General features: G+C 39.2%; 20 protein-coding genes. 1 reads left to right on the top strand and 19 read right to left on the bottom strand.

The annotated features are described in order from the left end of the window. Positions 1–130: 130 nt before the first annotated feature. The 6 genes from rho to LBYS11_RS02725 form a co-directional block, all read right to left on the bottom strand. On the bottom strand, positions 131–1,414 hold the full coding sequence (gene rho / locus LBYS11_RS02750; protein WP_016992739.1) for a transcription termination factor Rho: 1,284 nt from the start codon (positions 1,412–1,414) through the stop codon (positions 131–133). A 223-nt stretch (positions 1,415–1,637) separates the two neighbouring features. Then, positions 1,638–2,594, bottom strand: coding sequence for a class II fructose-bisphosphatase (glpX, locus tag LBYS11_RS02745; RefSeq protein ID WP_004269449.1), 957 nt, complete (start codon positions 2,592–2,594; stop codon positions 1,638–1,640). Positions 2,595–2,688: 94 nt separating this feature from the next. After that, a complete protein-coding gene (locus LBYS11_RS02740) occupies positions 2,689–3,975 on the bottom strand; it encodes a UDP-N-acetylglucosamine 1-carboxyvinyltransferase (protein WP_048395599.1) in 1,287 nt (428 codons plus the stop codon). A gap of 62 nt (positions 3,976–4,037) precedes the next feature. Then, positions 4,038–4,688 (bottom strand): fructose-6-phosphate aldolase, encoded by a 651-nt coding sequence (fsa, locus tag LBYS11_RS02735; protein ID WP_103117422.1) that lies wholly within the window; start codon positions 4,686–4,688, stop codon positions 4,038–4,040. Between the two features lie 149 nt (positions 4,689–4,837). Continuing rightward, a complete protein-coding gene (locus LBYS11_RS02730; protein WP_004269446.1) occupies positions 4,838–5,692 on the bottom strand; it encodes a class II fructose-bisphosphate aldolase in 855 nt (284 codons plus the stop codon). A 615-nt stretch (positions 5,693–6,307) separates the two neighbouring features. Further along, on the bottom strand, positions 6,308–6,667 hold the full coding sequence (locus LBYS11_RS02725; protein WP_004269444.1) for a response regulator: 360 nt from the start codon (positions 6,665–6,667) through the stop codon (positions 6,308–6,310). Positions 6,668–6,820: 153 nt separating this feature from the next. On the opposite strand from LBYS11_RS02725, the gene LBYS11_RS02720 reads away from it, so the two are divergent. Next, positions 6,821–7,351: a DUF2529 family protein gene (locus tag LBYS11_RS02720; RefSeq protein ID WP_103117421.1), complete on the top strand. Its 531-nt coding sequence runs from the start codon at positions 6,821–6,823 to the stop codon at positions 7,349–7,351. A 51-nt stretch (positions 7,352–7,402) separates the two neighbouring features. On the opposite strand, the gene LBYS11_RS02715 is transcribed toward LBYS11_RS02720, so the two are convergent. From LBYS11_RS02715 to LBYS11_RS02655, 13 genes are all read right to left on the bottom strand, one after another. After that, positions 7,403–8,995: a CTP synthase gene (locus LBYS11_RS02715; RefSeq protein ID WP_103117420.1), complete on the bottom strand. Its 1,593-nt coding sequence runs from the start codon at positions 8,993–8,995 to the stop codon at positions 7,403–7,405. Between the two features lie 444 nt (positions 8,996–9,439). After that, complete coding sequence (gene rpoE, locus LBYS11_RS02710) at positions 9,440–9,982, bottom strand: DNA-directed RNA polymerase subunit delta (protein WP_103117419.1); 543 nt, start codon at positions 9,980–9,982, stop codon at positions 9,440–9,442. Between the two features lie 449 nt (positions 9,983–10,431). After that, positions 10,432–13,680, bottom strand: coding sequence for a fused isobutyryl-CoA mutase/GTPase IcmF (gene icmF, locus LBYS11_RS02705; RefSeq protein ID WP_048393735.1), 3,249 nt, complete (start codon positions 13,678–13,680; stop codon positions 10,432–10,434). Between the two features lie 90 nt (positions 13,681–13,770). Further along, on the bottom strand, positions 13,771–14,403 hold the full coding sequence (locus tag LBYS11_RS02700; RefSeq protein ID WP_048393737.1) for a TetR/AcrR family transcriptional regulator: 633 nt from the start codon (positions 14,401–14,403) through the stop codon (positions 13,771–13,773). A 3-nt stretch (positions 14,404–14,406) separates the two neighbouring features. After that, positions 14,407–15,543 carry an acyl-CoA dehydrogenase gene (locus tag LBYS11_RS02695; protein ID WP_103117418.1) on the bottom strand — a complete coding sequence of 379 codons (1,137 nt, stop codon included), beginning with the start codon at positions 15,541–15,543 and terminating at the stop codon, positions 14,407–14,409. A 166-nt stretch (positions 15,544–15,709) separates the two neighbouring features. Beyond that, positions 15,710–16,846, bottom strand: coding sequence for an acyl-CoA dehydrogenase (locus LBYS11_RS02690; protein ID WP_103117417.1), 1,137 nt, complete (start codon positions 16,844–16,846; stop codon positions 15,710–15,712). Positions 16,847–16,905: 59 nt separating this feature from the next. Continuing rightward, complete coding sequence (locus tag LBYS11_RS02685) at positions 16,906–17,757, bottom strand: 3-hydroxybutyryl-CoA dehydrogenase (protein ID WP_103117416.1); 852 nt, start codon at positions 17,755–17,757, stop codon at positions 16,906–16,908. After that, on the bottom strand, positions 17,757–18,962 hold the full coding sequence (locus LBYS11_RS02680) for an acetyl-CoA C-acetyltransferase (RefSeq protein ID WP_103117415.1): 1,206 nt from the start codon (positions 18,960–18,962) through the stop codon (positions 17,757–17,759). Before LBYS11_RS02680 ends, LBYS11_RS02685 begins: the two co-directional genes overlap by 1 nt. 196 nt (positions 18,963–19,158) lie before the next feature. Then, positions 19,159–21,390: a heterodisulfide reductase-related iron-sulfur binding cluster gene (locus LBYS11_RS02675; RefSeq protein ID WP_066036946.1), complete on the bottom strand. Its 2,232-nt coding sequence runs from the start codon at positions 21,388–21,390 to the stop codon at positions 19,159–19,161. Positions 21,391–21,749: 359 nt separating this feature from the next. Further along, positions 21,750–22,313: a cob(I)yrinic acid a,c-diamide adenosyltransferase gene (locus LBYS11_RS02670; protein ID WP_004231536.1), complete on the bottom strand. Its 564-nt coding sequence runs from the start codon at positions 22,311–22,313 to the stop codon at positions 21,750–21,752. A gap of 12 nt (positions 22,314–22,325) precedes the next feature. Further along, positions 22,326–23,786 carry an adenosylcobinamide amidohydrolase gene (locus LBYS11_RS02665; RefSeq protein WP_103117414.1) on the bottom strand — a complete coding sequence of 487 codons (1,461 nt, stop codon included), beginning with the start codon at positions 23,784–23,786 and terminating at the stop codon, positions 22,326–22,328. Continuing rightward, positions 23,783–24,784 (bottom strand): FecCD family ABC transporter permease, encoded by a 1,002-nt coding sequence (locus tag LBYS11_RS02660; RefSeq protein ID WP_066036948.1) that lies wholly within the window; start codon positions 24,782–24,784, stop codon positions 23,783–23,785. The genes LBYS11_RS02665 and LBYS11_RS02660 overlap by 4 nt, the downstream gene beginning before the upstream one ends. Then, positions 24,781–25,749: an ABC transporter substrate-binding protein gene (locus LBYS11_RS02655; protein ID WP_066036949.1), complete on the bottom strand. Its 969-nt coding sequence runs from the start codon at positions 25,747–25,749 to the stop codon at positions 24,781–24,783. The genes LBYS11_RS02660 and LBYS11_RS02655 overlap by 4 nt, the downstream gene beginning before the upstream one ends. Positions 25,750–25,872 lie beyond the last annotated feature (123 nt).

Below are 25,872 nucleotides of genomic sequence, written 5' to 3'. Positions count from 1 at the left end.
GTCTCCTTCAGAACACATATTTACTTACCATTATATTGATAATGATTATCAATTTCAATATACATTTATAAAATAAACATATACAAAAAAAAATCACCACTGACAATTTGATTGTCAATGGTGATGCCCTTTATAAAAGTCCCTTACCCTTTGTCGCTTTTTTCATATCTTCGTTTAGCTTTTCAAAAAATTCTTCATTTGATTTTGTTGTACGTATTTTTTTCAGGAAGCGCTCTGCAAAATCAGGTGCATCAGAAAACGTTTTACGAATTGCCCATAGCTTTTCAAGTTGTTCTGGTTCCAGAAGAAGCTCTTCTTTACGTGTACCCGAACGACGAATGTCAAGCGCAGGGAATATACGGCGTTCCGCTAACTGACGATCAAGATGAAGCTCTAAGTTCCCTGTTCCCTTAAATTCTTCATAGATAACTTCATCCATACGAGAACCTGTATCTACTAAAGCCGTCGCTAAAATTGTTAAACTACCGCCTTCTTCAATATTACGAGCCGAACCAAAGAAACGTTTCGGTCTATGGAATGCAGCAGGATCAATACCACCAGATAGTGTACGTCCACTTGGTGGAATTACTAAGTTATAAGCACGAGCTAAACGTGTAATAGAGTCCATTAAAATAATTACATCACGTTTATGTTCCACTAAACGTCGTGCGCGTTCTAATACTATTTCAGCCACTTTGACGTGGTTCTCAGGTACTTCATCAAATGTTGAGCTGACAACATCTGCATTGACAGAACGTTCAATATCTGTCACTTCCTCAGGTCGTTCATCAATCAATAGGACAATTAACTCCGCTTGCGGATGATTGGTTGTAATAGCGTTCGCAATCTCTTTTAATAAAGACGTTTTCCCTGCCTTTGGCGGAGCTACAATTAATCCACGTTGTCCAAAGCCTACTGGTGCCACTAAATCCATTATACGTGTGGATAAATTGCGTTGTGTTGTTTCTAGTTTAATTTGTCGATTTGGATATAAAGGTGTTAGTGCTGGGAAATGAACTCGTTCTTTCGCTACTTCAGGATCTTCGCCATTGACAGCATCTACTTGTAATAGGCCATAATAGCGCTCATTTTCCTTCGGTGGACGCACCTTTCCTGACACCTTGTCCCCATTACGCAAATCAAAGCGACGGATTTGGGATGCAGAAATATAAATATCTTCTTTACTTGGTGAGTAGTTGATTGGTCGAAGGAAGCCGAAGCCCTCTTGCGAAACAATTTCTAGTACGCCTTCCATAAAGAAATAGCCCTCTTGCTCTGAACGCGTTTTCAAAATAGCAAATATCAATTCTTTTTTCGTTAGCTTGCTATAATAAGAAATTTTATATTGGCGTGCAAGGGCGTAAAGCTCTTTTAACGTCATGTTTTCTAATTGAGCGATTGTCAATGCAGACATATGCACAACTCCAGTCTTTTTCAAAATATAATTCAATTTAATGGGGTTATCATTGAAGTTTACGATTGGCTCTGCTAACGCTTATATGGTTGCCTTTAATAATATCTATTGAAATACTTCCACCATATAACTAAACATTGCCTTAAAAATATGGGATGGTTATTTAAAGAAGAAGGTACCTAGCACAATAGATGTACTAGGTATATTTTAGAAGAAAATAACATTAATATCTAGGTTTTTTCTCAAGAGCGTGACGGCCTTCAACAAAGCGAACCGTACCAGATTTAGCACGCATAACTACTGAATGAGTTAAGGCATAAGCACCTTTATATTGAACACCCTTTAAAAGCTCGCAATCTGTTACTGCTGTCGCTGCAAAAATAGCATCGTCACCTTTTACTAGGTCATCTAAATAAAGAACTTTTTCAACATCCACACCCATTTTTGTGCAGCGTTCTAATTGCTCTTCATCTTCTGGTACTAGTTTTGCTTGGAAGTCACCACCAAGGCATTTTAAAGCTACTGCTGCTATAACACCCTCAGGTGCACCACCTGTTCCAAACATAATATCAATGCCTGTTTCATCAAAAGCCGTATTGATTGCTGCACCAACATCGCCATCTTGGATAAATTTAATACGTGCACCAGCCTCACGAATTTCATCAACAATCGCTTGGTGACGTGGTCGATCTAAAAGAGTAGCTACAACATCAGAAATATCTTTATTTTTAGCTTTTGCTACTTGTAATAAGTTATAAGTGACGGAAGCATTGATATCCACTTTGCCCGCCGCTTCTGGTCCTACAGCAATTTTCTCCATGTACATATCTGGTGCATTTAACAGATTCCCTTTATCTGCAATAGCAAGAACTGTCATAGCACCATTTGTACCTTTTGCTACAATGTTTGTACCTTCTAAAGGATCTACTGCAATATCTACTTTAGGACCACCATTTCGTAAACCAAGTTCTTCACCAATATAAAGCATTGGTGCTTCATCCATTTCGCCTTCACCAATTACTACTGTAGCATGCATTGGAATTGTATCGAACATTTTGCGCATCGCTGTTGTTGCTGCATCGTCTGCCTCAATTTTCAAACCGCGCCCCATCCATTTCCCGGATGCGATTGCTGCTGCTTCTGTTACTCGTACTACTTCCATCGATAAACTACGTTCCATTGTTGCTTTGCCTCCCGTTATGGGCACCTTTTCGTGCCAAAACATTCAAATTACCTCTATTGTAACATAATTGGTTGAAAACTTTTAGCTCTCATTATTCCTTTGTCTCAGCTACACGTGCCACAATTGTTTCACGTCGAATATCAGCGCCTAAATCACGTAATTTCTCAATAAGTGAGCTATAGCCACGTTCGATATGATAGATATCCTGAATCTCAGTTTCTCCTTCTGCTAAGAGTCCAGCTAACACTAAAGCTGCTCCAGCACGAAGATCTGTAGCTGTGACAGTTGAGCCATGTAATCTACTCGGCCCTTTAATAATTGCTGTGTTTCCTTCTACACGAGCATCTGCATTCATACGACGAAGCTCATCAATATGCTTGAAACGAGCTGTGTAAATAGTATCTGTTACTTTTGAGGAACCGAATGCTTGTGACATTAACACGGCAAGCGGTTGTTGAATATCCGTTGGGAATCCAGGGTATACCAATGTTTTGACATCCACTGCCTGTAATGTTGAGAGGTCTGTTTTTGGTACATAAATACTTTCTTCACCAATCTCAATTTTCACACCCATTTCACGAAGCTTGGCGATAATTGCTTCTAAGTGAAGTGGAATAACGTTATCGATTGTTATACCATCACCAACTGCTGCAGCCATAATCAAAAATGTAGAGGCCTCAATGCGATCAGGTATAATCGTATGTTCAGTACCATGTAGCTCTTCTACGCCTTCGATACGAATGACACTTGTACCTGCACCTTTAATATTGGCACCCATATTTGTTAGAAGTGTCGCCACATCAATTATCTCAGGTTCTTTTGCAGCATTTTCAATGACAGTACGTCCCTTAGCAAGGACAGCAGCAAGCATGATATTAATCGTAGCCCCAACACTTGCCACATCTAAATAAATTTTTGCCCCTATCAATTCATCTGCACGTAAATAAATGGCTCCGTGTTCATTAGTAATTTTAGCTCCTAAAGCCTCAAAGCCCTTTATATGTTGATCAATAGGTCGAGGTCCTAAAAAACAGCCTCCAGGTAAACCAATAACTGCTTTTTTGAAACGTCCAAGCATAGCCCCCATTAAATAATAAGAAGCACGTAACTTTTTAACGTTGCCGTTTGGTAAGGGCAATGCAATCATCTCTGTTGGGTCGATTGTCATTTTCCCATTCTCAAATGAAACTTCTCCACCAATTTCCTCTAATAGAGCCTTTAACGTCCAAGCATCTGAAATTTCGGGTATCCCTCCAATAGTCACTGGAGAGTTCGCCAAAATTGATGCAGGAATTAAGGCGACTGCACTATTTTTTGCGCCACTAACTTTAATTGTACCTTGTAGACGATTTTCGCCAGTAATTTTATAAACATCCATTTTGCGTTCTCCCTCATGATTGGAAAGTAGTATTTTTGCAATTTGCACACTTTATAATCTTATTATTCGCCTTTTCTCTTATTCCAATCCGCTAAAAATCCTTCAATTCCTTTTTCAGTTAATGGATGGTGGAAAAGTTGCTTTAATACTTTAAACGGAGTAGTTGAAATATGTGCACCTGCTAAAGCCGCTGCTGTAACATGTTGCGGGTGACGGACAGAGGCAGCGATAATTTGTGTATCGATATTATGGATTGTAAAAATATCTGCAATTGTTTCAATTAACTCAACACCATTTTGACCAATGTCATCTAAACGGCCGATAAATGGTGATACGTATGTAGCACCTGCACGCGCAGCCATTAATGCTTGGTTAGTACTAAAAATTAATGTCACGTTTGTTTTAATTCCTTTGTTTGCAAAGAATCGACATGCCTCTAATCCAGCTGGTGTCATAGGAAGCTTTACTGTGATGTTTGGCGCAATCGCAGCTAATTCCAAACCTTCTTTAATCATACCTTCTGCATCAAGTGCAATAACTTCCCCACTTACAGAGCCATCAACAAGCTCAGCGATTTCGCGAAGACGATCATGGAAAGAAACATTCTCTTCTTTAGCCACTAACGATGGGTTTGTCGTCACTCCTGATAAAATACCCCATGCATGTGCCTCTTTAATCTCTTCAAAGTTTGCTGTATCAATGAAAAATTTCATATTATTTCCTCCTGATCATTTTTCTTATATTATTAAATATTTTCCAAAATTTCTTTATTTCAAAAACAAGAGAAGGTCGATTGAAAGCATCAACACTTCTCTTATTATGTGTATTTATCTATGCTTTTGTAACATATTAAATGCAAAAATTATGCTTTTTGTGCACTTCCAAATTCACGAATTTTACCAATAACCGTAGCTTTGATGGCTTCACGTGCTGGACCAAGGAATTTACGTGGGTCGTAAACAACTTTGTCGTTGTCCAGAATTTCACGAATTACTTTTGTTGCTTCAATTTGATTTTCAGTATTGACGTTAATTTTAGCCGTACCTAACGAAATAGAACGTTGGATATCTTTTGTTGGGATACCTGTACCACCATGTAAAACAAGTGGAAGGTCTGCCAATTTAGAGATTTCCTCCATTTCTTTAAAGCCTAAGTTTGGCTCTCCTTTGTAAGGACCATGTACAGAGCCAAGTGCTGGCGCTAAGCAGTCAATGTCAGTTAGTTCAACCATTTTGCGACATTCTTCTGGATCAGCGTAAATAATACCACCGATTACGCCATCTTCATCTCCACCAACAGTTCCTAATTCTGCTTCCACAGAAACACCTTTAGCATGTGCGTATTCTACTACTTCTGAAGTAATTTTCACATTTTCCTCAAATGGGTGATGTGATGCATCAATCATCACGGAAGTAAAGCCTGCATCAATTGCTTCTTTACATTTTGCAAAGCTAGAACCATGGTCAAGGTGAATTGCTACAGGAACTGTAGTACCGTAAGATTCCATTAAACCTTTTACCATATGAACAACAGAAATAAATCCGCCCATATATTTACCTGCGCCTTCAGAAACACCAAGAATCACTGGAGATTTTTCTTCTTCAGCTGCTTGTAAAATTGCCTGAGTCCATTCAAGGTTATTAATGTTGAATTGACCAACAGCATAACCTTCTGCTTTTGCTTTAATTAACATCTCTTTCATAGATACTAATGCCATACTAAAAATCCTCCTCATAGGACTATTCTTTCTACATAAACATGCTCCTCAATCATAGCAAAAATAATAGCCCCTGAAAAGCAGGGGCTATTATTTTCTACCCGAAAGCGGAGTGTAACGTAGCGGCAGGGGTGACGAAGTGAAGTGTTACGTAACGAAGTCCTCTCACCTGAAAAGCAGGGGCTATTATTTTCTACCCGAAAGCGAAGTGTAACGTAGCGGCAGGGGTGACGAAGTGAAGTGTAACGCAACGAAGTCCTCTCACCTGAAAAGCAGGGGCTATTATTTTCTACCCGAAAGCGAAGTGTAACGTAGTGGCAGGGGTGACGAAGTGAAGTGTTACGTAACGAAGTCCTCTCACCTGAAAAGCAGGGGCTATTATTTTCTACCCGAAAGCGGAGTGTATCGTAGCGGCAGGGGTGACGAAGTGAAGTGTTACGTAACGAAGTCCTCGCACCTGAAAAGCAGGGGCTATTATTTTCTACCCGAAAGCGGAGTGTAACGTAGCGGCAGGGGGTGACGAAGTGAAGTGTTACGTAACGAAGTCCTCACACCTGAAAAGCAGGGGCTATTAATCAACATAAAAAAACAGGCCGTGTGTCCACTGCCTGCTTTTTAAACTTGTAAAGCTTTATTTACTTCATCACGCACTTCGAAAATATCAAACGGTTTTGTAAAGTAACGAATGGCTCCTAATTCTAACGCTTCTTGCACAACATCCAATTCTCCGTATGCTGTCATCATAAAAACAGGCAGCTTCGGAAACTTCTTTTTTAAACGTCTCAAAATTTCAATACCATCCATTCCTGGAATTTTCATGTCCAGTAAAACACAATCCATCTCTTGTTCGTCTGCATACTTTAATGCCTCTGAACCATTCGCTGCTAAATATGTAATATATCCTTCCTTTTTCAGCACTTCATTTAAAAGTAAACGAATTCCCTGCTGATCATCGACAATTAGTAATCGTTTCACATCGCATTCCGCCCTTTTTAGTTTTATTCTTACACAAAAACTTTCTTTATTATGTATAATTCTCCTTTTTCAGCTTAATACCTTCTAGTATTATAAATTATCTGCTTTTGCTTTCTACCTTTTACCCCCTATAATATGAATAGAGGTGGGAACATGTCAAAAATTCTAACAACACAATTAAGTGGATTATTACAAAGAATTATACAAAATGAAGAAGATGCTATCGAGGAAACAGCAAGGTTATTAGCACAAGCCGCAATCGGCGAAGGAAATGTCTATTTTGCTTGCTTTGGAGAAATGCAGGTTGTGGCATTAAATGCACTTCAAGCAGTCGAACCCTTTAGCAAGTTAGCACCTTGGACTACAGACACAAGCTTAACAGAAGCTGATCGGGTTTGCATTTTTACTCGTAGTGCATATGATGAAGAAGCACTCGTCTTAGCACAAAAATTAAATACGCAATTTATTCCCTTTGCTGCTATAGCTAGTGAAGCAGCTAGTGTAGATAACCCTCTTGCTGATTTAGCCTATACGTATGTTTCTACACGCATTAAAGGCGGTTTAATACCAAATGATCTAGGTCAACGTATTGTTGTTCCACATGCGCTTGCAGGACTCTTTGTATATGAAGCTGTCAAAATTGCTTATGATGAAATGCTTGGGTTGGATAAAGAAGAATTGTAGTCATCAAATTAAAAAGAGTTGTCTCGTATATCACGAGACAACTCTTTTTGATTATTTAAATGTTGAGCCGATAAAATCGCGGAACAATGGTTGTGGACGATTTGGACGTGACACTAGCTCTGGGTGGAATTGACATGCTACAAAGAAGTTGTTTTCTGGTAGCTCAATAATTTCAACCAATTTGCCATCAGGACTTGTACCTGAGAAGACAAGGCCAGCTGCTTCCATTGCCTCACGATATTCATTGTTAAATTCATAGCGGTGACGATGACGCTCATAAACAAGCTCTTTACCATAGGCTTGGCTAGCTTTTGAACCATCCTTTAATTTACATGGGTATAAACCTAAACGTAAAGTACCACCGATATCTACAGTATCATTTTGATCTGGTAGGAAGTCGATAATTGGATACTCCGTATTTGCATCAAGCTCTGTAGAATGAGCACCTTTTAGGCCAAGTACATTACGTGCAAATTCTACTGTTGCTAATTGCATACCTAAACAAATGCCTAGGAAAGGAACATTATTTTCACGTGCATATTGTGTGGCTAAGATTTTACCTTCAACACCACGATCACCAAAGCCGCCTGGTACTAAAATAGCGTCAGCACCTTTTAATAGAGAGGCCACATTGTTAGCATCAACGTGTTCTGCATTAATCCAGTCAATTTCAATATCAGAATTAAATGCATATCCAGCATGCTTTAATGCCTCAACTACAGAAATGTAAGCATCTTGTAGTTCTACGTATTTCCCTACTAATGCTACCTTTCTTTTATTTGGTAAGTTCTTCACTTTTTCTACAAGGTCACGCCATTCTTCCATATCTGCTTCTGGAGCTTCCATACCAAAATGATTCAAAACGATATCATCTATATCTTGCGCATGTAGGTTTAATGGTACTTCATATAAATGCTCAGCATCACGAGATTCAATAATTTCATGTGGTTGAACATCACAGAATAATGCTAATTTCTCTTTCATCTCTTGTGGTACTTCTTGTTCAGTACGAACTACGATAATATTTGGCTGAATACCTAAAGAGCGTAATTCTTTAACAGAATGCTGTGTAGGTTTTGTTTTAAGTTCACCAGCTGCTTTAATATAAGGAATAAGTGTACAGTGAATATACATTACATTGTTATGCCCTAAATTTGTTTTCATTTGGCGAATGGCTTCTAGGAATGGCAATGATTCAATATCACCTACTGTTCCACCAACCTCTGTGATCACAACATCTGCATTTGTTTCACGACCAGCACGTTGGATACGATCTTTGATTTCGTTTGTAATATGAGGAATTACTTGGACTGTTCCACCATTATAATCTCCACGACGTTCTTTCTGTAATACAGATTGGTAAACACGACCTGAAGTTACTGTAGAATGTTTCCCTAGGTTAATATCAATAAAACGTTCATAGTGTCCTAAGTCTAAATCAGCCTCAGCACCATCATCTGTTACAAAAACCTCACCATGTTGATAAGGACTCATCGTACCTGGGTCAATATTGATATATGGGTCAAATTTTTGAATCGTCACTTCTAACCCACGATTTTTTAATAAACGGCCTAAAGATGCTGCAACAATCCCTTTTCCAAGTGATGATACAACCCCACCTGTTACAAAAATATACTTCGTCATGAATAAATTCCTCCTTATGATGTTCTAAAATATTAGTGCGTTTAGGGGGGATCAGAACCATTTACATTCTAATACCCTAAAAAAAGAAAAGCCGAGAATGTCTACAAAATGTAGTCGATTCGAAGCTGTAATCGGTTCTATCTCTTTTCCACTTTCCTTTAAACCATAAAACTCTAATAACTTTTCAGTCACCGTTTACTATACATCATGAATAATTAAAAACATTTATATTCATATCGGTATTAAAAGTATGGGAGAACTAAAATGATTAAAGTTAAAAACAAAAAAACGCTCCTCCTGCATAGGTTTGCAGGGGGAGCGTATTATATACACGGTCTTTCTCCTTCTTTTAAGGAGCCCAAGTAAAAGATTAAACGTAACCGTGATAGAAGTCAAGATTTTTTGCTTCTAGCTTAAAAGAAAGAAAATTCTAAGTGTACTGTATTAGATCTCTTCTTCTTCTTCCTCAAATTCTTCTTCCTCTTCATCAATAAACTCTTCATCGATTTCTTCATCAATTTCTTCTAGTTCTTCATCGTCAAAGTCGATATCTTCTTTTTCATCATCTTCTTCATCAAGTTCTTCTTCATCAATGAACTCTTCAAAGTCTTCATCAAAGTCGATATCTTCTTCATCTAAGTCTACATCTTCATCAAGATCTTCATCATCAAAGGCAGCTTTAGATTTTTTCTTTTGAGTCTTAACAGAAGGAGCTGTTTCTTCTTCGATTTGCTCAACTTTAAACCATTCACGTAAGCCCCAGCCTGCTTCTTGATTATATAAGAAGCGACCATCAATATTGATATCTGTATAAAATTGTAACAGACGGGATTTCATTTCTGCATCACTATAGCCCACAAGCTCTTGAATTAATTTTAATAAATCATTAAAAGACACTGAGGCACGTTTTTCATTTAAAATTGCATAAGCTAAGTTAATTAACGATTCTTCTGTTAATTGTTCCTTTGTCATTTCACGAAAATTCAATTCGTGCACTTCCTTTCCCTCATCACAATGGACGTTTTAAAATTACATGGTGCTTTATTCTCCAAGCGCAGCAAAAAAGGCCACGCAAAAGGTTCTTTCCATACAATAAGCATAATACCCATTATATACAAAGTTTTAGCCCCTTTGCTAGCTTCAATTACTGTTTTTTATATTACGCATTTTTTTTATTCCAAGATAAAACAAATAGACAGATAATAGTAGTAAAGGAATAGCGCCAATTTGCTTATTATACAGGAAAAAGGCTCCCAATACTAAAGCTAATATAATTATGTAGTGAATAGCTGATTTCATCCTCTACTGCGCCTCCCCTTTTTTTACATTTCTATTATAACGAAAATAAAAAGAAGTGCCTAATCTTAAGACTAGACACTAGAAATTAGAGAAGCATGATACTTGAATAGAAAACAAGAAGTTTTGATCAACCTTGCTTACATATTACGACGATATTGTCCGCCAACTTCATATAAAGCTTTTGTAATTTGTCCTAAACTTGCTACTTTTACTGACTCCATCAGCTCAGCAAAAATATTACCATTATTGACAGCCACTTCTTGTAGACGTGCAATCGCAGCTTCACTTTCCTCTTCATGGGCTTTCCAAAAAGCTTGTAAATTACGAATTTGTGTCTCTTTTTCTTCTGTCGATGCACGTGCGATTTCCATATTATCTATATCAGCATCTGAAGGTGGATTTGGGTTCAAGTAAGTATTAACACCAATGATTGGTAACTCCCCTGAATGTTTTAACATTTCGTAGTACATAGATTCTTCTTGAATTTTACCACGTTGGTATTGTGTTTCCATAGCACCTAACACACCGCCACGATCATTAATACGATCAAACTCTTCAAGAACCGCTTCTTCCACAAGATCTGTTAATTCTTCAACAATAAACGCGCCTTGTAGTGGGTTTTCATTTTTTGCTAAACCATGCTCTTTTGTAATAATCATTTGAATTGCCATAGCACGTCTTACAGATTCCTCCGTAGGTGTAGTAATGGCCTCATCGTAGGCGTTTGTATGCAATGAATTACAGTTATCTTGTAATGCCATTAAAGCCTGTAATGTTGTACGAATATCATTAAAATCAATCTCTTGTGCGTGTAAACTACGCCCAGACGTTTGAATGTGATACTTTAGCTTTTGAGCGCGCTCATTAGCACCGTATTTATCACGCATTACAATAGCCCAAATACGTCGTGCCACACGGCCGATTACTGTATACTCTGGATCTAGTCCATTTGAGAAGAAGAATGATAAATTTGGTGCAAAGTCATTGATATTCATGCCACGACTTAAATAATACTCTACATACGTAAAGCCATTAGCTAAGGTGAAGGCTAATTGGGAAATTGGGTTTGCTCCAGCTTCCGCAATATGATAACCAGAAATGGAAACAGAATAATAGTTACGTACTTTATGGTCTATAAAGTATTGCTGAATATCGCCCATCATACGCAAAGCAAACTCTGTTGAGAAAATGCATGTATTCTGGCCCTGATCTTCTTTTAAAATATCAGCTTGTACTGTTCCACGTACGACTTGCAATGTTTTTTCACGTGTCTCGGTAAACTCTTCAACTGTCAAAGTTCGTCCTAGCTCTTGCTCACGTAATTGAACTTGTTGATCGATTGCTGTATTCATAAACATTGCTAAAATAATAGGTGCTGGTCCATTAATAGTCATTGATACAGATGTAGACGGTGCACATAAATCAAAGCCTGCGTAAAGTTTTTTCATATCTTCTAGTGTACAGATCGATACACCTGATTCTCCAACCTTACCGTAAATATCTGGACGGTAATCTGGGTCTTCCCCATACAAGGTTACAGAATCAAAAGCTGTAGATAAACGTTTTGCATCATCATCTTTTGATAAATAATGGAATCGTTTATTTGTACGTTCTGGTGTTCCCTCGCCAGCAAATTGACGCTTCGGATCTTCACCCTCACGTTTGAATTGGAATACACCCGCCGTATATGGGAATTCGCCAGGAACATTTTCTTTATAAACCCAACGCAAGATTTCCCCATAGTCTTCAAACTTCGGTAATGCTACTTTTGGAATTTTCGTGCCAGAAAGACTAGTTGTTTTTAAGATGGTACGAATTTCTTTATCGCGAACTTTAGTCACAAACTCATCGCCAGCATACGCTTCTTTTAATGCCTGCCAATTATCCAATATACGCTTGGATTCTGCTGTTAATTCATCTCTAACACCTTCTGCTAAAGAAGTAAGCGATGCCACAAGCACATCATCTGGAGCTTTTTCTTGGACAGCTGCAATAGCACCTTCTAATTGGAATAGTCGACGAGCAAATGCCACCTGCTGCTCAGTTTTTTTATGATAGCCACGGACAGTGTCCGTAATCTCACGTAAATAATAACGGCGATCGTTTGGAATGATAACATCTTGCTTTTGCGTTTTCGCAAATTGCTCATAGCTTGTTTCCCAATTAAAACCTGTTTTTTCGTTAATTATTTTAACGAGGGCGGCGAATAACGCATTTGTGCCTTTGTCATTAAATTGGCTAGCTATTGTACCGTAGACTGGCATGTTATCAAGTGATTCATCCCAAAGCTCGCGGGAACGTTGATATTGTTTTTGTACTTGTCGAAGGGCGTCCTCTGAGCCTTTTCGCTCAAATTTATTGATCGCAATAACATCTGCAAAGTCAATCATATCAATTTTCTCAAGTTGTGTAGGTGCACCGAATTCGCTTGTCATGACATACATAGATAGATCCGTGTATTTAGTAATTTCGGCATCACCTTGACCAATTCCACTTGTTTCTACGATGATTAAGTCATAACCTGCTACACGTACTACATCTAGCACATCACCAATTGATGCAGATAATTCTGTACGTGAGCCACGTGTTGCTAAACTACGCATATAAACACGGTTATTAAAAATAGCGTTCATGCGAATACGATCCCCAAGCAATGCTCCACCCGTTTTTTGCTTTGTTGGATCGACTGATAGAATGGCTACACGTTTATCTGGGAATTCTTTTAGGAAGCGGCGAATCAGTTCATCCGTTAAGGATGATTTCCCTGCACCACCTGTTCCCGTAATCCCCATTACTGGCGTACCTTTTGAAAGCTTTCTTGCCTCTGCTAGCATTTCTTTCGTAGCTTCATCGTCATTTGACTCAGCTGCTGTTATTAGATTGGCTAAAATTTCAGGCGTCTCTGTCGTTAAAGACTTTAATTTCTCTAAATAATTACCTGTTGCAGTAGGAAAATCTGTACCTTTAATTTGTTCATTAATCATTCCCTGTAGCCCTAAAACACGGCCATCCTCTGGTGAGAATATCCCTGCAATGCCATACGTATGAAGCTCTTTAATTTCACGAGGTAAAATAACTCCTCCACCACCGCCATAAATTTTAATATGTGGTGCTCCTTTTTCACGCAGTAAATCATACATATATTTAAAGTATTCCATATGTCCGCCTTGATAAGAAGAAACCGCAATCCCTTGTGCATCTTCTTGTATCGCAGCATTCACGACTTCTTCAACAGAACGATTATGACCTAAATGGATTACTTCTACACCGCTCGATTGTAAAATGCGTCGCATAATATTGACTGAAGCATCATGTCCATCAAAAAGACTCGATGCTGTCACAAAACGTACGTGATTTTTTGGACGATATACTTCTACCTTTGTCATATGAAATCCCCACTTTCTCCCCTTATTGAATAAAAAAAGCCGGCATTGCAATATCGCTATATGCAATTGCCGACAAACCCCTTACAAATATTAAAACCCCTTTATGCCTGAAATGAACAAGGTGATTTGCATGTCAATGAATTCGTCTATTGAATGCTGACGATGTAAAGCCCATTTGCGAAACGCCCAGCTTTGTCCTGAAACAACTAAGTTATTGGCTGCTAAATGGATTTGCTTCTCTGTCATAGTTAGTTCGCCAGACTGGACACATCGCTGTAACAAGCGTTCAAATGTGGCAACCATTTCAAACTCTTTACTAAAAACATAGCGTTGTGCTTCTTTTGACAATGATTTTGTTTCTTGATACATGATTGTTAGCTCATCAACCATACTATCGATTTGCAGGAAGTATTCCCGAATCATTTCTTTTAACTCATCAATAGTTCCTGCTTTAATCTCATAACTTGAAAGACGCTCCATTGCATGGTGATAGATACTGTCACAAACAAGGTATAGAACATCTTCCTTCGTTCGGATGTATTCATACAAAGTACCGATACTAAAGCCAGCAGCTTTTGCAATTTCTCTCGTCGTGGCACGGTGAAAGCCTTTTTCTTTAAATAGCTTAATAGCTCCTTGAATCATTTGTTCACGACGAATGGCGATTAGATTTTCATCTTTTACGGTTGACTGTACTTGGGGCCTTTTATCTTTATCAGTCATCAATTATTTCGTTAGTATACGCGAGATAACAAGACGTTGAATCTCCTGCGTACCTTCGTAAATTTGTGTAATTTTAGCATCACGCATAAAGCGCTCTACAGGGTAATCTTTTGTATAACCATAGCCACCAAAAACTTGAACCGCCTCTGTCGTTACACTCATTGCTGTATCGCCAGCCATTAATTTCGCCATTGCAGATGCCTTACCATATGGTAGGTTATTAGATTCTAACCATGCCGCTTGGTATGTAAGAAGTCGAGAAGCCTCAATTTGAGTTGCCATATCGGCTAATTTAAAGGAAATGCCTTGATTTGCAGTGATCGGTTTACCAAATTGCACACGTTCTTTGGCATAGTCAACTGCTGCATCGAGTGCTCCTTGTGCAATTCCTACTGCTTGAGCCGCAATACCATTACGTCCACCATCTAGTGTCGTCATGGCAATCTTAAAGCCTTCCCCTTCAGCCCCTAATAGATTTTCCTTTGGAACACGACAGTTATCAAAAATAATCTCTGTTGTTGGAGATGAACGAATTCCTAATTTTTTTTCTTTCTTCCCTACAGAGAAACCTTCAAATCCAGCTTCCACGATAAATGCGGATGTGCCATGTTTTGCTTCAGGATCTGTTACTGCAAATACAATATATGTATCTGCTACTCCACCGTTCGTAATAAAGATTTTTGAGCCATTTAAAATATAATCATCGCCATCACGTTTTGCATAAGTTTTCATGCCACCCGCATCAGAGCCAGAGCCAGGTTCTGTTAAACCGTATGCACCAATATGTTTGCCTTCAGCCATTGGACGAAGGTATTTTTGTTTTTGTTCTTCTGTACCGAACTTGTAAAGTGGCCAACCTGCCAGTGAAGTATGTGCAGATAAAGTTACACCAGTCGAAGCACAAACACGTGAAAGTTCCTCAACAGCTATGACATATGCAAGGTAATCAAATCCTGCACCACCATATTCCTCAGGCCATGGAATACCAGTAAGCCCAAGCTCCGCCATTTTGTCGAAAATCGCACGGTCAAATTCTTCATTTTCGTCACGTTCAGCAGCTGTTGGCGCCACTTCATTTATAGCAAAATCACGAATCATTTCACGTAATTGTTCATGCTCTTCTGTTAACTGAAAGTTCATTGTCCATTTCCCCTTTTTAGTTAGACTCTGTTTTGTGTTACCTGATTATTGTTAGGTTGGATTAAGCGGGTTTGCCTTATTTCAGAGCAGTTCACACCCTTAATAAACGTTTTCCCCTCACTCTTGAACGGTTTCCATCACTTTGTACCATTCGCAATATCAGGCTTTATTTCAGTAAATGTTTACTAATGACTAGTCGTTGAATTTCACTTGTACCTTCATAGATTTCTGTCACCTTTGCATCGCGGAAATAGCGCTCTACTGGATAATCTTCCGTATAGCCGTAGCCGCCAAATATTTGAACAGCCTCTATTGCCGTTTGTACCGCTGTTCGTGATGAGAAAAGTTTAGCCATTGAAGCTTCTGCTCCACATGGTAAACCTTTTGCACGTAAATCGGCTGCACGATAGACTAACAGTTTTGCAGATTCAACAGCCGTTGCCATATCCGCAAGCTTAAAGCCAACACCTTGTTGTGCGGCGATCGGCTTACCAAATTGAATGCGTTCTTTAGCATAAGCAGTAGACGCCTCTAGTGCCGCCTCAGCAATTCCTAACGCCTGTGCCGCAATGCCGATTCGTCCAACATCTAAATTGGCCATCGCAATTTTAAAGCCTTCTCCCTCTTCCCCAAGTAGGTTGTCGGCTGGAATGCGACAATTATCGAATGTCAGCTGAACTGTACGTGAGCCGTGTAAGCCCATCTTATGCTCATCTTTTCCGATGATTAAACCAGGTGTTCCCTTTTCAACAATAAATGCTGAGATACCCTTTGTTTTTTCAGCTGGGTTAGTAGATGCGAATACAATATACACATCAGCTTCTCCACCATTTGTAATAAATACTTTGGAGCCGTTAATCACATATTCATCGCCATCACGCACTGCCTTTGACTGTAAAGAACCAGCGTCTGAGCCTGCACTTGGTTCTGTTAAACAAAATGCGCCTAAATATTCGCCTGTTGCAAGCTTTGGTACATAACGTTTCTTTTGTTCGTCATTCCCAAAGTAAATAATTGGATTCGTTCCAACTGAAGTATGGACGGATAAAATAACACCCATTACAGCGCTTACTTTTGATAGTTCATTAATCGCAATAATATAAGATGTAAAATCCATACCAGAGCCACCTAAGTCTTCTGGAGTCGTAATCCCCATTAAGCCAAGTTCACCCATTTGCTGTAGAAGCTCACGTGGAAATTCTCCCGCTTCCATTCGCTCCACCCATGGTTGAATTTTTTCCTGAGCAAATTGACGAACCATATCGCGCATCATAATTTGCTCATCTGTAAATTGCAAATGCATCTATAATGTCACCCCTCTAAGTTGTCCCGAAACATCTAAATAACCCCATCCCCATAGGATTATTCGTAAACGTAAAAACCTCTTCCTGATTTCTTACCTAACCAGCCAGCTGCAACGTATTTACGTAGCAGTGGGCAAGGGCGATATTTACTGTCTCCAAGACCCTCATGTAAAATTTCCATGATGTAAAGACAAGTATCTAAACCAATGAAGTCTGCCAATGTTAATGGCCCCATCGGATGATTCATACCAAGCTTCATCACATCATCAATTGCTTCTTTTGTTGCCACACCTTCGTAAAGTGCATAAATCGCTTCATTAATCATCGGTAGTAGGATTCGGTTTGAAATAAATCCTGGGAAATCATTCACTTCTACTGGTGTTTTCGATAATTTAACCGTCATCTCTTCGACAGCTTTGTACACTTCATCTGTTGTTGCTAAACCTCGAATGATTTCAACAAGTTTCATAACTGGTACAGGGTTCATAAAATGCATACCAATTACTTGCTCTGGACGCTTTGTTACTGCTGCAATTTCTGTAATAGGCAGTGAAGATGTATTCGTAGCTAAAATAGCATGTGCTGGCGCAATGCTATCAAGTTGCTTAAAGATGGATTGCTTAATTTCCATATTTTCCACAGCTGCTTCAATGATAATATCTACATCACTAGCATCTTGTAAATCTAGCGACATACTAATTCGACTTAGAACAGCAGCCTTCTCATCTTCAGTTTTACGACCCTTTTCTACATCACGTGATAAATTTTTCGTAATAACCCCTAATCCACGCTCGAAAAATTCTTGTTTGATATCGTTCAATTTCACATCAAAGCCTGCTTGTGCACAAACTTGGGCAATACCAGAGCCCATTTGCCCTGCACCAATGACCATTACCTTTTGAATTCCCATTAGTTCAGTCCCCCTGTTTTTGGTACTTCAATCATAATTGCATCACCTTGGCCGCCGCCTGAACAAATTGCGGCAATGCCAATGCCACCGCCACGACGCTTCAATTCCTGTGCAAGTGTTAATATTATACGTGCACCAGATGCCCCAATCGGATGACCTAAAGCAACTGCACCGCCATTAACATTCACTTTTTCTGCATCTAAATCTGCCAACTGCTTGCTGACTAAAGCTACCGCTGCAAAGGCTTCATTGATTTCAATTAAATCAATATCTGCTAATGATTTGTTAGTCTTTTTCAGTAATTTATTAATAACAAGACCTGGTGTTTGCGGGAAGTTTTCTGGCTCAAGCGCAAGTTCTTCGTGACCAATGATTACTGCCAATGGTTCTCTACCTTCACGTTTTGCACGTTCTTCACTCATAACGACAAGTGCACATGCACCGTCGTTAACCCCAGGTGCATTACCTGCTGTAATCGTGCCATCCTTGTCAAAGGCTGGTTTTAGCTTCGCCAGTACTTCCAAAGACGTCCCTGCTCTTGGTGCCTCATCTGTATCAACAATAAGTGGTGCACCTTTTCGTTGAGGAATCTCCACTGGTACGATTTCTTCAGCGAAGTAACCTTTTTCAATTGCGGCTAACGCGCGTTCATGACTGCGTACTGACCAAGTGTCCTGTTCTTCTCGGCTTAGCGAGAACTCTTTAGCTGTTGCATTACCATAGCTACCCATATGTGGTCTTGCTTTATCGAAAGCACATGTTAAGCCGTCATATAGCATGCCATCTACCATTGTAGAATCTCCCATACGCAAACCATTTCGACCATTCAGAAGATAATATGGTGCATTGGACATAGATTCCATGCCACCCGCAATAATCACTTCTTCGTCCCCTAAACGAATCAATTGATCTGCTAATGTCACCGCACGCATCCCTGAAGCACAAACTTTATTGATTGTTTCTGTTTTTACTGCTGTTGGTAAATTGGCCTTCAGCGCAGCCTGTCGAGAAGGAATTTGCCCCTGTCCCCCTTGTAAAACAGAACCTAAAATTACCTCATCCACTTGCTCAGGTGCAAGATTTGCCTTCTCTAATGCCCCTTTAATGGCAATCGCACCTAAATCACTTGCATGTAATGCTGATAATGAACCTCCAAATTTACCAAACACAGTTCTTGCTCCTGCTAAAATTACAGCTCTATTCAAGTAAAACACCCCTTTTGTTTTACGTTCTCGATGAAGATGCAAAGCATTATTGACTGAACGCTCGCTCGACTTCTATCGAGGAAAAATGGGAGTTTACTATCTCAACTCCCATTCCCATTTAATCTTATTCTACAAAACAATTTTTTATTGTGCAATTTATATTTTTCAGATAACTAAAATATTTCTGCAATAGCAATCATTTTTCTGCGTTCGCTTCCGTATTCTCGTCTTGTTGAACATTTTCTATAGACGCTACCACTTCTTCGTATGTTTCTTCTGTTTCTTCGGAAGAAGGATTAACTGCCTTTACTTTTTCACCGAATACAGAACGTTCTAGTAATTCTGCAACATCAAATGTTCCAATAGAGTCTTCAACCTCTTTAGCCTTTGTACCATCCTCTAGCATTGTTAGGCAGTAAGGACAGCCTGATGAAATAACTGATGCATTTGTTGCAAGAGCCTGTTCTGTTCGCGCTACGTTTATGCGATTTCCTACATGCTCTTCCATCCACATTAATCCACCACCAGCTCCACAGCACATCGCTGTTTCGCGATTACGTTCCATTTCAACAAGCTTCACGCCAGGGATTCCTCGAAGGATCTCACGTGGGGCATCGTACACATCATTGTAGCGGCCTAAATAACAGGAATCATGGAAAACAATCGTTTCATGAACCTCATAGTTTAGAGCTAGACGATTTTCCTCAATCAACTGATTTAATAACTCAGTGTGATGATACACTTCACCTTTCCAGCCAAAGTCTTGATATTCATTTTTAAAGATATTGTAGGCATGAGGATCGATTGTTACAATTTTCTTCACGTCATTTTTCTCAAACTCATCAATATTTGCTGTAGCTAGCTCTTGGAATAAGAATTCATTCCCTAAACGACGAGGTGTATCCCCAGAGTTTTTCTCTTTATTACCTAAGATTGCAAACTTCACACCAGCCTCGTTTAATAGACGACAGAATGCTAAAGCGATTTTTTGAGAGCGGTTGTCGAAAGCTCCCATCGAACCAACCCAGAATAAATACTCCATTTCCTCGCCAGATTTTTTCAGCTCTTTTACAGTTGGAATTTGGATTGTTGGATCTAGATCACGCCAATTTTCTTTTTCCTTGCGGTTTAAGCCCCAAGGATTACCTTGTCGTTCGATATTCGTCATTGCACGTTGAGCATCAGGATTTACTTTCCCTTCAGTCATTGTTAGATAACGACGTAGATCAATAATTTTATCAACATGCTCATTCATTACAGGGCATTGATCCTCACAGTTACGACATGTCGTACAAGCCCAAATTTCCTCTTCTGTAATGACATCGCCAATTAAAGATGGGCTGTAGATATCCTCAATTACAGCACCTTCAGCACCAGCTGCAATTGCAAGCTGGTTACCCTTTGTATTGGCAAAGAATTGATAAGGCACCCATGGTTTTTGTTTTGTTACGACTGCGCCCGTAAATGTTAAATGGTCACGCAATTTTACGATTAAATCCATAGGAGACAGCATTTTTCCTGTTCCTGTTGCTGGACACATGTTTGTACAACGTCCGCATTCTACACAAGAATATAGATCAAGCATTTGCTTTTGTGTGAAGTCCTGTATGCGTCCTACCCCAATAGAAGGCATATCCTCTTCGCTTTCAGCATTTTCACCAGCTTCTTCCAAGGCCTCAAAATCAATTGGTGTTAATGTACCCGTACGATCTAAACGATTCATGTAAACATTAAGTGGACTGACAATTAAGTGGAAATGTTTAGACTGCGGTACGTATACAAGGAATGTTAATAGAATTAAAAGGTGTGCCCACCACATTACATAAAACACACCAGCGGCAACTGATGTAGGTAGGAAGCCAAAAATAGCAGCAATACTTGAAGCAACTGGCTCCGTATAAGTTAATCCCTCACCATGCCAAATTAATCCCATACCATTAGCGATTAATGTAGATACCATTAACCCACCAATGAAAATTAATACAAGGCCGTTTTTCCATCCTCGTTTTAGACGCACTAGCTTTTCAACATAGCGGCGGTAAAATGCCCACACTACCGCGACTAAAATCATTAAAACCACCAGTTCTTGGAAGAATGTAAAGACACCATAGAAAATGCCTAGTGGCAGATGTGACTCTGGTGCTAGTCCTTTCCAAATTAAATCAATGGCCCCTAACTGTACCATCAAAAATCCATAGAAAAACATAACATGTATTAAACCACTCTTTGGATCCTTTAATAGCTTATTTTGACCAAATACATTGACCATAATATAACGAAGTCGTTCTTTAACACTTTCATCAAACTCAACCTTTTTCCCCAATTGCACATACTTATAGCGTGTTTTCAACAGGTAGAAGAACAATCCTACTGCATAAAGCACAACCACGACTGTTAAGACAATGTTAGCAATTAATAATGGACTCATGGTTGGTCCCCCCTTTAGTTTGTCGTAATTTTCTCTCTTTGTGACGAATTTGCTAGTTCAAACAGAAATGTACTTAACTTTATCATTATATTCCTATTCTAATAAATGAGTGAGCATTCAGTCAACATAAAACGGAAATATTTCTGATAATTTTATATTCTTACATTTTACAAGAAAAAAAGCCACCCTGAATTTTTCAAAGTAGCAATTTTTACTTTCCTTAACTATTATACTTAGGGGGATGTCGCATATTCAGTAGACTTTTGAACATCTGCTAAATTGCATACAAACCTATACCGCCCCGTAGCTTAACATCTGGAAATTCATTTTTTGTACAAAAACATTTTTTAAATCAAACTTTATTTTTTAAAAACATTTCCACTGCGAATATATTCAACATCTGCTACGTTTAAGCGAGCATTCACAACACGTGCAGCTGCAAATAAATAATCCGATAAGCGATTTAAATATTTTTGTACAACCTTTGGTACATCTTCAACTTCTTTCATAAGTGTCACCATTTCACGCTCTGCTCGGCGTGCAACCGTGCGTGCAATGTGTAAAGTTGCCGCTGCTGGTGCACCTCCTGGTAAAATAAAACGTTGTAAAGGTGGCGCTTCGTCTGATAAAGCATCTATACGAGCTTCAAGTACTTCAATCGGTTGCTCTGTTAATTTATAATGACGTTCTTTCATCACATTAGCAAGGTCTCCACCAGCATCGAACAACTCATGCTGAATTGTCTCTAGGTCTGTTAAAATATCCTTGAAAAGCGCTTGATCTAATTCACTTACGGCCTTCCCAATAAAGGAATTTAATTCATCAATTGCCCCATATGTTTCCACACGTAAACTATCTTTATCAACCCGTCCTCCAATAAGACTTGTTTTCCCCGTATCGCCTGTTTTCGTGTAAAGCTTCATTTCTCTCATCTCCTAAAACTGGTTTTTATAATTCCTAATCGCCTGAACTGTTGTTTCATAGACACCCTTTGCAATCATTTTACCAACTTCCGTAATTGGGCCACCATACAGCATTTCTTCTCCTTTTTGAGTTGCAGCAATTAACAGACTATCTGTAGCAGTACCTGTTGCAATTGTTCCACTCCGCTCATCACGAATATTTTCTGATTGCAACGCCTTTGTTTTTGCCTCAGTTGCTGTCATCAATGCCTGAAAAAATGCCTCTTCCGATAAACAACCATTAACGATAACCCATGTATTAATAGTACCAATATATGGATCATCTTGTCTTTCATGTACTCGAGATACATCAACTGCATTGCCTACACCAGCTGTTACAGCTACGATTATACTGCCAAAAGGTGCTGAAAATTCATTGATGGCCACTAGAGCTGTTGGTACTGCTGTTAGCATAACAACAGTATTTGTAGATGAAAAATTTTCCCTTTTTAAAAATTCTTTAACTTCTCGTTTCACATCGCTAATGACATAATCACCAGGAACTGAGCGATTTAATAAGCAATTATGCCAGCCAATACCTGGGTTATGAACTGCAGAAGATACGGTCTTCAGAGGAAGCTCTGATTGAAGTTGGATATATTGTTCAGTTATCGTAAAGTGCTCTTTTTTGATGACAGCTCGCTGCTGATAGTCTGTAGCTGCGGGCATCATTGTAATTTGAGGTTTTGGTATTTCAGGGTGAGCATATGTAGTCACCCGTGCTTGATAAACTTCTTCAATTTGGGAGGCAATTAATACTTCATGTGGTGCACCAAGTGCTCTCATTTGTCCGCTTTCCATCAGCAATAATTCATCACAATAAAGAGAGGCTAAATTCATATCGTGTAGTACCATAACGACTGTTAAACCACACTCCATGGCTTCCTTCCGAACCATATCTAAAATTTGACGTTGGTGTGCAATATCAAGATGATTCGTTGGTTCATCCAGCAGTAAGATTTCAGCTGTTTGAGCTAATGCCTGTGCAACAAAAGCTCTTTGTTGTTCACCGCCAGATAAAAATTCCATCGGTGTATGCTCATATCGCTTTACACCTGTTTGAAGCATTGCATGTTGAACTGCCTTCTCATCTTGTGCAGACCAACTCGAGAAAAAGCCTGTTTGATGCGGGTAGCGCCCCAGTGAAACTGCCTCTCTCACACTGTTCGAGAAAGCATTTGCATGAAGCTGTGGTAATACAGCCATTTTTTTCGCCAAAGCACGAGCATTATAAGAAAGAATATTTTGTCCATCAATCGAGACGGTTCCAGCAGTAGCTGGTAAAATACCACTCATTACTTTTAATAATGTGGATTTCCCGCTACCATTCGGCCCTAGAATGCCAAGAATTTTTCCTTTTTCAACAGTAAAACTAATGTCCCTGACGATTGGTACATCTTCATAGCCACCTGATAGATGTTCAACAACAATCATGCCCGTACCCCCTTGCTTCTTCGCTGCTTATAAAAAATATAGGAGAAAACAGGTGCTCCAATAAATGCCGTAATAACACCAATTGGTAGCTCTCTTGGCACAATGATTGTTCGTGCTACTAAGTCGCAAATAATGAGTAATGTTGCACCATTGAAAAAAGATAATGGTAATAAGTGGCGATGATCAGAACCCCAAATCATCCTTGTCATATGCGGCACCACTAATCCTACAAAGCCAATTGTGCCAGAAACCGCTACAGCCGCTCCAGTTAACATGGAGCCACCTGCTAATATCAAATATTTACTGCGCTTTACATTAACACCTAAATGTTTTGCTCGCTCTTCACCATACAACAAGACATTTAATTCTCGTCTTTGTGTCCATAGCATAATTGAACCAACAATCACAAAAGGAATGATCATTTGGACATATGGCCAACCACGCATCGAAACAGAACCAAGTAGCCAGCCTATTACCTGACGTAATTCTTCACCAGATAAGGCAATCATTAATGAAATAAGGGAACCTAAAAAAGAACTAAAAATAACACCTGTTAATATCAACGTTTCCATTTTTAATGAGCGGTCTACGAGTCTAGCAAAGCTCATAACAACTACCATCGTAATGATAGCACCAATCATACTGAAGATTGGCAGCGCATACAAACCGACAACAGGTATAGAAATACTAAAAAAGATCGTTAAAACAGCACCAACAGAAGCCCCTGATGAAACCCCTAGTGTATATGGATCTGCTAATGGATTTTTTAATAAACCTTGGAAAGCTGCTCCAGCAATAGCTAGAGATGCGCCTACTAGTCCCGCTAATAACACGCGAGGCAAACGAATTTTCCAAAAGATATTGGCGGCTGTTTCATCAACCGCCTTATTCCACAATACTTCTAATGGAATATGAACCGAGCCTATCGCTACGCCACACCAGATGCTAATAAGAAGAAGCGTACATGTTAATGTATAGGCTAGTGCTATTTTTTTCACTTAAATACCTCAGGATAGATTGCTTTTGCTAATTCTTCTAGACCTTCAGCTAAACGTGGCCCTTGACGACTTGTCGTACTTTCATCTACCTGCACAATCGCATTATTTTTTACGGCATTAATCGTATCAAAGCCCGCACGTTTTGGTATTTTCGTTAAAATATCTGGTACATAATGATATGTCACCACGATGACATCTGGATTTTTTGCGATAATTTGTTCTGCATCAATTTTATACCAATTATCGCCATCTACAGCTACATTCTCTGCATTGATCATTTCAAGCATCGCGTTCATAAATGTACCATTGCCAGCTGTATAAATATCTGGCTCATCTGATGCTTCAACTAACACTTTTTTGGGTTCAACATCCTTGACTTTAGACAAAACTTCTTCTACTTTTGCCTTCATATTAGCGACAATTTTTTCTGCCTCTGGTAATTTCCCTGTAGCACGTCCAAGTTGCTCAATTGTTGTATATGTTTCATTAAAGTCTTGTGCATTTTTTACAACAAATACTTTCAAACCTGCTGATTCAAGCTGTGCAATAGCCTCTTCTGAAAGAGACATGCTAGATTCGTGTGAAAAAACGATATCTGGTTTTAAGGCAATAATTTTTTCAATATCGTATTCCATACCGCCAACCTTATCCTTCTCAGCTGCCTCTGGCGGATAATCGTCGTTGTCCGTAACACCAACTATTTCATCATTTAAACCTAGTCCAAAAAGGATTTCAGTATTACTTGGAATAAGTGAAACAATTTTCTCAGGAGGTGCTTCAAGTGTAATGTCCTTACCAAGGGCATCTGTTATCGTCATTGGGAATGTTGCTTCATCCACCTGTGCTGTTTCTTGCTGTGTTTGCTGCTCGTTAGATGGCTTGTTATCTTTTGCTTCCTGCCCACAAGCAGCTAGCAAGCCTACTGCTAAAAATGCTGATAATCCTATTTTCCAAAATTTCTTCATGTGAATCCTCCTTCGTTGATCCGTGCGACATTTCGCTTTATTCTACATCAAAATAAAACCCCTCATCTTTGATCGATGAGGGGGCAAAATCGCACCAAAAAAACTGATACAAAATCCACCACC

The organism is Lysinibacillus sp. YS11 (assembly GCF_002896375.1).
Classification (GTDB): domain Bacteria; phylum Bacillota; class Bacilli; order Bacillales_A; family Planococcaceae; genus Lysinibacillus; species Lysinibacillus capsici.
This window is presented reverse-complemented; position numbering and strand designations above follow the sequence as displayed.